The 5,678-nt window shown below is 45.9% G+C and carries 6 protein-coding genes; 4 read left to right on the forward strand and 2 right to left on the reverse strand.

The window, feature by feature from the left end:
* Positions 1 to 257: 257 nt before the first annotated feature.
* Positions 258 to 626: a DUF5615 family PIN-like protein gene (locus IM456_RS19715; RefSeq protein ID WP_287694341.1), complete on the reverse strand. Its 369-nt coding sequence runs from the start codon at positions 624 to 626 to the stop codon at positions 258 to 260.
* Positions 617 to 865: a DUF433 domain-containing protein gene (locus tag IM456_RS19720; protein ID WP_002743172.1), complete on the reverse strand. Its 249-nt coding sequence runs from the start codon at positions 863 to 865 to the stop codon at positions 617 to 619. Before IM456_RS19720 ends, IM456_RS19715 begins: the two co-directional genes overlap by 10 nt.
* 268 nt (positions 866 to 1,133) lie before the next feature.
* Between IM456_RS19720 and IM456_RS19725 the strand changes: the two genes are divergently transcribed.
* The 4 genes from IM456_RS19725 to IM456_RS19740 form a co-directional block, all read left to right on the forward strand.
* Positions 1,134 to 2,750: an AAA-like domain-containing protein gene (locus IM456_RS19725; RefSeq protein WP_287694343.1), complete on the forward strand. Its 1,617-nt coding sequence runs from the start codon at positions 1,134 to 1,136 to the stop codon at positions 2,748 to 2,750.
* 27 nt (positions 2,751 to 2,777) lie between these two features.
* A complete protein-coding gene (locus tag IM456_RS19730) occupies positions 2,778 to 2,909 on the forward strand; it encodes an element excision factor XisH family protein (protein ID WP_002761389.1) in 132 nt (43 codons plus the stop codon).
* Positions 2,897 to 3,232, forward strand: a complete 336-nt coding sequence (locus IM456_RS19735) for a XisI protein (RefSeq protein ID WP_012268273.1) — start codon at positions 2,897 to 2,899, stop codon at positions 3,230 to 3,232. The genes IM456_RS19730 and IM456_RS19735 overlap by 13 nt, the downstream gene beginning before the upstream one ends.
* A gap of 68 nt (positions 3,233 to 3,300) precedes the next feature.
* Positions 3,301 to 5,678: AAA-like domain-containing protein (locus IM456_RS19740; RefSeq protein WP_287705321.1), on the forward strand; the 2,378-nt coding region annotated here is incomplete at its 3' end.

Raw genomic sequence — 5,678 nt, forward strand, 5'->3', positions numbered from 1 at the left:
AAACTCTTATAGAGAAAGACATTTGGCGATTTTTGTTAATTGTTTTCTATCTAGAGCGAACTAATCAATTAAATCTCTTGCCAGATAAGGATTTAGTCGATTTATGCCACCCTATCGAACCATACTAAGTAACGAAGAACCGAGATTATTTGCCAATGTTATAATTTGTACTCAATAATAAAGGTGTTCGCTTTTGGAACACAATATTTAAGATGGAATTAACGGGAAGACTCCATGAAAGCTATAAAGCAAAAATCTTAAATTGGTAAAAGTCTAATCCGAAAAATACGATCTGTCACTGACACAATTGCTCCCGTCTTTAATGCTTTTGTACAATCTCGTAAAACTATAGTTAAACGCTGATTAATTAGATTGTAGTTTTCATTGCCTAAACGGAATAGGATGACACTTGGTAAATTATCACCACTAATAGCGAGAAGTTGAGAAAAATCTAGATCGACAGTTAAAATTATCCGCTTTCCTCTTTTTGCTTTGGCAAGAATTTCCTGATCAGATAAAGTTTGTAAGCCTTCATCTCGAAGATGAACGACATCATAACCTTGTTCTCTTAACCATGAGACTGTACGCAGAGAAATCCCCATATCGGCTAGAAACTCTATCTCCATTGCTCGATTAATTCAAAATGATGAACTTGTTCTCTGGCTAACCAAGAAGCATATAATAAACATTGGTGAATATCTTCTCTTTCTAGGTCAGGGTATTCCTCTAATATTTCCTCTATCGGCTTTTCGTTAGCAAGTAGATTAAGAATTAAAGAAACAGGAATACGCATTCCTCGAATACAGGCTTGACCTGCCATAATTTTGGAGTTAAAAGTAATTCGGTCTAATTGTTTTAAGGTCATATAGTTTCCAGAAATATGAAGATGATACCTGTGGTAATTTTATTATAGCTAATTCTATAGTTGCGAGTGGAAGTGGGAAATTACTCCTTCAGTGAGGGTGCAAAGCTTGTCTCCAACCCCGCAGGGAAGATTAGGGAATGGTGAGGTTTTAAGTTGTAGTAGTATAGTATAACAAGTTAGACGAGAAAACGGGTTTTTTCAAAAAACCCGTTTTCTGAAATCAATAGGTTGAAAAAAACCGGTTTCTGAAATCTTAAAACTGAGAGCCATGATTTTACCTAATCCAGACATATCATCCACACCGCTCGATGTATTTATTTCTTACTCTCACCGGGATGAGAAACTGCGGGAAACTTTGGGACTTCACCTCGCGTCATTACAAAGACAGGGAGTAATTAAATCATGGCACGATCGCAAAATTAGTGCTGGAACAGAGTGGAAACAAGCCATTGATGAAAATCTCAATTCAGCCGAGATTATTCTGTTGTTGATTAGTGAAAACTTTATCGCTTCTGACTACTGTTATGATCTTGAAATGGAACGGGCGATCGCACGGCATGATGCGGGGGAGGCGCGGGTGATTCCGATTATTTTGAAGCCGGTGGATTGGAGTGGTGCGCCTTTTGGTAAGTTGCAAGCTTTGCCAAAAAATGCCAAGCCTGTGACGACTTGGAGTAATCGGGGTGAGGCGTTTTTAAATATTGCTGAGGGGATTCGGCAGGCGGCAATGGAAATGGCGACAGTGTTAACTGACAAACAGCCTACTGTCTTGCCAGAGCCGCAACAATCCGCAAAAGCCACTGAGATGCCAACGCAATCGGAACCCCTCAAGCCAACAGTTACTCCAGACAAGATACAACAGGAAATTAGCTTGGAATCTCCAGAAGGACAAGTTAGCATTGACTCTCGCTTTTATATTACTTCCCCTTACGAAGAACGGTGCTATGAGGAAATTCAAAAGCCTGGCTCCCTGATTCGGATTAAATCGCCCCACAATATGGGCAAATCGTCCCTGATGGCGAAGGTACTTGCCCAAGCATCTCAACTAGGCTATCGTGCGGTAACGATCGACCTGGAACAGACCAATCAAAAGTTCTTTGACGATCTCGACAAGTTCATGCAGTGGTTTTGTGCGTCGGTGGGTAAACCACTAGGAGTAAGGGTCAAGATTGAAGAGTATTGGGATGATATTTTTGGAGCGAACGATAACAGTACGGATTATTTTGAGAAGTATTTATTAGAGGGGAACGATCGCCCGTTAGTGTTGGCGATCGATAACTTTGATCGCATCTTTAAATACGCAGATATCGAGACGGATTTATGCGGATTATTGCGCGGCTGGCATGAAAGTTCCAAGATTAAAAAACTGTGGCAGAAATTGCGGCTGATCATCGTCCATTCTCAAGAGTCCTATGCCCAACGGGATATCAATCAATCGCCTTTTAATGTGGGGTTGCCCATCGAATTGGGAGAGTTTACGCCTGAACAGGTACAGGAGTTGGTAGCACGGCACGGATTAACTTGGACAGAGGGGGAACTCGAACAATTTATGGGGTTAATTGGAGGGCATCCCTACATGGTGCGCTCGGCACTCTATCACATTGCAGCGGGGGATCTTTCTTTGGCGGAATTTTTGCGGACGGCTCCCACAGAAGCGGGAATTTACAGCGATTATCTGCGGGGACATTTGAAGACTTTGGAAGATTATCCTGAACTGGGGGCAGCCATGAAATTGGTTATTACTTCTGAAGCGCCGGTACGTTTGCGGTCTGAGGAGTCGTTTAAACTGGACAGTATGGGATTAGTGGTGCGGGTTGATAATAATGTGAAACCTCGCTGCGATCTTTATCGTCAGTATTTTTGCGATCGCTTGGGAGGAAATTAAATAAAAACACTTTATTGTAAACTAGATTTGGCGATTAGAGATGTGATTTATAATTCATTTTTTGAAGAGCCAATCGGACAAATTTTAATCGAAGATGAAAATCTCAAGTTTATTGTTTTTGATGCTGAAAAGGAGGTCATTTCGCAATGGAAAAATTAGATCAGTATCGTCATATTATTAAATCGGTTTTGATTCCTTATACTGAAATCCCTTATTCTCACGGCGAATTGATTTGTAAGCCGATTTTTGATGAAGTTCGAGATAGCTATCTTTTGATGACGCTCGGATGGGATCGCAAAACTCGCGTGCATGGCTGTTTAATTCATTTGGATATTATCAACGAGAAAATCTGGGTACAACGAGATGAAACCGAAGACGGAGTAACCCATGAGCTAGTGGCGGCGGGTGTTCCCCGGCAGGATATTGTCCTCGCTTTTCATCCGGCGGATGTACGCGGTTACACGGGCTACGCGATCGCCTAACCTCTTAGAAAACGGGTTTCTTAAAGAAATCCGTTTTCTGGGACATATTTTTAGCAATTTGGTATCAGATGACAAACCCAACTTCCTCGACTCCTTTTAGCTATCAAGTAGGCGGGAGCTTACCTGCCGAATATCGTGGGTATGTAGAGCGACAGGCCGATCGCGAATTGTACGATCGCCTGAAATCAGGAGAATATTGTTTTGTCTTTAACTCGCGGCAGATGGGCAAGTCTAGTTTGCGGGTGCGGGTGATGCAGAAGTTAGCGGCAGAGGGGGTGGCTTGTGCGGTCATTGACCCGCAAACCCGGGGAACCAGTTTGAGCGAGGATCAGTGGTATGCCGGAACCATAAAACGCTTGATCGATGATTTGCATTTACAAGAGAAAATCGATTTTTCGAGTTGGTGGAAGGATCTGGCGGCTCAGTCGATTTCGGCGGTCGAACGCTTTACTTATTTTATCGATCGCGTATTGCTGGCAGAACTCTCGCAAGATGTCGTCATTTTTGTCGAAGAAATTGATAACCTGCTCAGTCTCAAGTTTGATACCGATGGTTTTTTCATTCTGATTCGCTCTTTCTTTGAGCGGCGGGCGGAAGATCTGCGTTATCGGCGGCTGACTTTTGCGTTTTTAGGGGTGGCAACACCTTCCGATCTGATTGTCAGTAAGCGTAGTTCGGCGTTTAATATCGGTCGGGCGGTGGAGATGAGTGGCTTTCAACTCCAGGAAGCTCAACCGTTGATGCAGGGTTTGGTGGGCAAGGTGGACGATCCGCAGGCGGTGCTGCAAGCGGTGTTGTATTGGACGGGGGGACAGCCGTTTTTGACGCAGCGGGTCTTGAATTTGGTAGTGCAGGAGGCAGATTTGCGCCTATCGCCCCCAGATTTGGTGGCGCAGGTGGTGACGAGCCAGCTTATCGATAATTGGGAGGCGCAGGACGTGCCGCCGCATTTGAAAACGATTCGAGACAGGATTTTACGCAGTGACGAACGGCTACGGGGGCGACTGCTAGGGATTTATCAGCAAGTTTTGGATGCTGAACCCCCCCCTCTCTCATCCAGAAAGGAAGGGGGGATCATTGCCGATGAGAGCTACGAGCAACTGCAACTGCGGCTGACGGGTTTGGTGGTGAAGCGAGAGGGCAGGTTGAAAGTCTATAACCCCATCTACGCGCAGGTGTTTAATGGGCAGTGGGTGGCTCGCGCTTTGGCGGATTTGCGTCCGGGGTTTTATGGGGAGGCGTTTAAGGCTTGGCAGGAGGCACAAGAAGAGCAGAAAGAGTCGTTTTTGTTGCGGGGACAGGCGTTGCGGGAGGCGGAGACTTGGGCAAAAGGAAAGCGCTTGAGTAAAGAAGATGAACGCTTTTTAGATGATAGCCAGGATGTCGAAAAACGGGATATGGAAAGGCGATTGGCGGCGGAAACGGAAGCGAATCAGATTTTGACTGCGGCGAGGGAACAGGCGGAAACAGAATTAGAAACAGCGAACCAAGCATTATTAGAAACAAGGGAGGAATCCGGCAGAATCATCAAAAAAGCTAATCGACGCAATAAGCTTAGTTTGTTGGGGGCATTGGGAGCTATTGCCATTGCTGCTATTGCCGTTCCTATTTCGATAAAGGCAACGAATAATTTCAGGGTTGCCCAAACCAATATCACAAAACTGAACGGCGACAAACTGAGATTATTAGCAGACCAAAGGAAGTTACAGCAAGACAAAATTATTTTAGATAGCAATTTGCGCCAGACGAGGGGAAAGGAAAAATTAGCCCAGAAAAATCTCTCAGTAGCGCGAGGAAAGCTAAAGGATGCCGATCGCAAGTTCCAGCAGGCACAAAACCAAGCGCGATCGGCCCAGCAGCAATACCTACAAGCACAGGAACGGGTACTGGTAGCCTCGGCGCAGTTGGCTCAAGTCAACCGAGATAGGGCAGCCACAGAACGGGATAAGGTGGCAGCAGAGCAGCAGTTCCGACTTGCTGCAGCCCAGCAGCAAAAGGCAGAAAGGGCGGCGCGACAGGCAGAGATAGCGTTGCAACAGGCGCAGGAGGAACAGGAAACGATCCTTGCGGTCAATCGGTTAGAGCGATCGGGTGAGGTTGCCTCAAATAACTTTCAATTTGGACAGATCCCAGCATTGGTAGAGGCGATCCAAGTTGGAGAAGCGGCGAAGGCATTGGCACAGAAAAAGGGACGGGCGGGGTTTGCGGCAAATCCCCTTTACGCGCTGCAAACGATGCTAGATACCGTAGAAAATCGTGCAGGGCAACCTTGGCAGCACCAAACCCTCTTGGCTCATCAAGACAGTGTCTGGACAGCCGCCTTTAGCCCAGACGGCAAGCGCATCGTCACCGCCTCCTCTGACAAGACAGCGAGGGTGTGGGATGCCGAGACGGGAAGAGAAATCGCCTCCCTCAACGGCCATCAAGGCTATGTCATAACAGCCGC

The sequence above is a fragment of the Microcystis sp. M079S1 genome, from assembly GCF_020246425.1.
Classification (GTDB): Bacteria; Cyanobacteriota; Cyanobacteriia; order Cyanobacteriales; family Microcystaceae; genus Microcystis; species Microcystis aeruginosa.

What these genes read in the sequence shown, in the direction of transcription:
- IM456_RS19715 (WP_287694341.1), bottom strand. Translation starts at nt 626, where the DNA reads ATGGAGATAGAGTTTCTAGCCGATATGGGGATTTCTCTGCGTACAGTC.
- IM456_RS19720 (WP_002743172.1), bottom strand. Translation starts at nt 865, where the DNA reads ATGACCTTAAAACAATTAGACCGAATTACTTTTAACTCCAAAATTATG.
- IM456_RS19735 (WP_012268273.1), top strand. Translation starts at nt 2,897, where the DNA reads ATGGAAAAATTAGATCAGTATCGTCATATTATTAAATCGGTTTTGATT.
- IM456_RS19725 (WP_287694343.1), top strand. Translation starts at nt 1,134, where the DNA reads ATGATTTTACCTAATCCAGACATATCATCCACACCGCTCGATGTATTT.